This window comes from Limnohabitans sp. (assembly GCF_040400975.1).
Taxonomy (GTDB): Bacteria; Pseudomonadota; Gammaproteobacteria; order Burkholderiales; family Burkholderiaceae_C; genus Limnohabitans_A.
In genome coordinates this window covers 1-2391 of the sequence record NZ_JBBAPF010000083.1, presented here as the reverse complement: position 1 = coordinate 2391, position 2391 = coordinate 1, and the positions used below count along the sequence as shown (strand labels likewise).

The window sequence follows — 2391 nt, the reverse complement described above, 5'->3', positions numbered from 1 at the left end:
TTGTCTCGCCCGCTCATAAGGTTGGTGATGAGACCGGTCGTTCCGTCGACCGTAGCCTACCTGTGCATGCGTTGCTGGCAACGGCTTCGTGTGAAGCCACGGGAACAAAGTGTCGGGCCCTTGGGGCCACGTCGCATTCCGCGAGGAAACGGCGTCACCTGCGAGCATCAATGCGGGTGGGATGCCAGGCTGAGTGGCATGGTTAACAAAAGTGAACTGCTAAAGGCATCGTTATGCACGACAAGCCAAAGATGCTGACAGGCTTGAACCAAAATGGTACGTGGTCGGCTGCGCCTCCCTTTGATACGGCGCACACGGACTTGATGACCACCGTTGTACAGGCAGGACCTAAACCACGCGTTGTGATGTTTGAGGAACACGGTAAGCCCAACACGCCGCCGGTAACGGCAGGTCAACCGCAAGGAAGACTGATGGCGCAGTGGGTAAAGGAAGGCGGAGAAAGCAAATGCCGTTTTGTAATGGGACGGATACGGGTTTTGCCCGGCGCGAAAGCGAGCCCACTTCCGCTAGGTCTTCCATGGCAAGAGAGCCTGAGAAACCGCAATCAGGAGGAATGCAGATGACGGTGGCAAAACCTGCAGTGAAAGCTGTGGCGACTGACACTGGTGCGCCTCCAGCCTTTGGCGTAATGTGGGACCAGATCAACTGGGACCAAGTTATCGACGAGGTCACGCGGCTGCAGGTGCGTATTGCCAAGGCTACGCAGGCCGGTAGATGGAACAAGGTTCATGCCTTACAACATCTGCTGACCCGCTCTCTCAGTGGCAAGTTACTTGCCGTGAAGCGAGTGACGGAAAACGCAGGCAAGAGGACGGCTGGCGTTGACGGCATGATTTGGAAAACGCCACAGTCGAAGATGAAGGCATCAAAAGCACTGATGCACAGGGGCTATCGGTCGCAGCCATTGCGGCGCGTGTACATCCCGAAGAGCAATGGAAAGAAACGCCCGTTGGGCATTCCGACTATGCACGACCGGGCCATGCAAGCGCTGTGGCTACTGGCTTTGAACCCCGTTGCAGAAACGACTGCCGACAAGAACTCCTATGGCTTTAGGCCACGGCGATCGACGGCTGACGCCATTGAACATTGTTTCATGGCGCTGGCCAAACGCTACTCCGCGCAGTGGATTCTTGAAGGGGACATCCGCGGCTGCTTCGATAACATCAGCCATGACTGGTTGTTGAAGCACGTCCCGATGGACAAGGTCGTATTGAGAAAGTGGTTGAAAGCTGGATTCATCGACCAAGGTGCATTGTTCCTCACAGAGGCAGGTACGCCGCAAGGCGGGATTGCCTCACCAGTGCTTGCCAACATGGCATTGGATGGCATGGAAGATGCGGTGCGCTCGGCTCTAGGCCGTAGCCGCAATGCTCGACAGCCAGCCAAGGCACACGTCGTGCGCTATGCGGACGACTTCGTGGTGACGGGCGCAACAAGGGAATTGCTGGAGCAGAGGGTCAAGCCTGCCATCGAGGAATTCCTCGCGGCGCGCGGCCTGCAACTGGCGCCCGAGAAAACGTCTATCACGCATATCTCCCAAGGGTTCGACTTCCTTGGGCAGAACGTGCGCAAGTACGGGGATAAACTCCTTATCAAACCGGCGCGCAAGAGCGTGACTTCGCTCTTGGACAAGGTTCGGGAAGTGCTGGGGAAGAACAAGGCGGCCACACAGGCGCAGGTGATCATGTCTCTCAATCCGATCCTTCGGGGATGGGCGATGTATCACCGACATGTTGTGGCTGCAGCGACCTTCTCACGGATCGATCATCTGGTGTGGACCAAGCTGTGGAGGTGGGCCAAACGCCGCCACCCGAGCAAGCCAATGCGCTGGATCAAGGCGCGGTACTTTGAGCGCCAAGGTCTACGTGACTGGGTTTTTGCCTGCGCCACGCAGCCGCTGGAATTGGCCTACAGGCCGATGTTGTTCCGGCTGGCTGGACTGGCGATCAAGCGCCACATAAAGGTTCGCAGTGACGCAAACCCGTTTGACCCAGCATGGACTGAATACTTCCAGCGCCGAGCAAATGCTTACTGAATCTGTTGCAACAAACCCGGTCCGACAGAGGGCCGCTGGAAGGCTTGAGCCGTGTGCTGGGAAACTCGCATGCACGGTTCTTAGGGGAGGGCACGCCGGTAACGGCGTGTCCTTACCCGACGGCAAGAGCCGCAACCCGTACGAATTTGGTGTGAAGGTCGGTCTGGCCATGACGCTCAAGTGCAATCTGATCGTGGGGGCCAGGAGCTTTCCCGGTAATCCGTATGACGGACACACCATGCACGAGCAGATTGAGCAAAGCGCCATCCTGATGCAAGGACTGGGCGTCAAGCCAGAGGTGGTGTACGCCGACCTCGGCTACCGGGGCGTGGACA

The 2391-nt window shown here is 57.8% G+C and carries 1 protein-coding gene and 1 pseudogene; both read left to right on the top strand.

Annotation, left to right across the window (positions count from 1 at the left end):
* Positions 1-580 precede the first annotated feature (580 nt).
* Positions 581-2056 carry a group II intron reverse transcriptase/maturase gene (ltrA, locus tag ABWQ00_RS15860; protein WP_353239623.1) on the top strand — a complete coding sequence of 492 codons (1476 nt, stop codon included), beginning with the start codon at positions 581-583 and terminating at the stop codon, positions 2054-2056.
* A 106-nt stretch (positions 2057-2162) separates the two neighbouring features.
* Positions 2163-2391: pseudogene (locus ABWQ00_RS15855) on the top strand (IS5/IS1182 family transposase); the annotation flags it as partial.

What these genes read in the sequence shown, in the direction of transcription:
- ltrA (WP_353239623.1), top strand. Translation starts at nt 581, where the DNA reads ATGACGGTGGCAAAACCTGCAGTGAAAGCTGTGGCGACTGACACTGGT.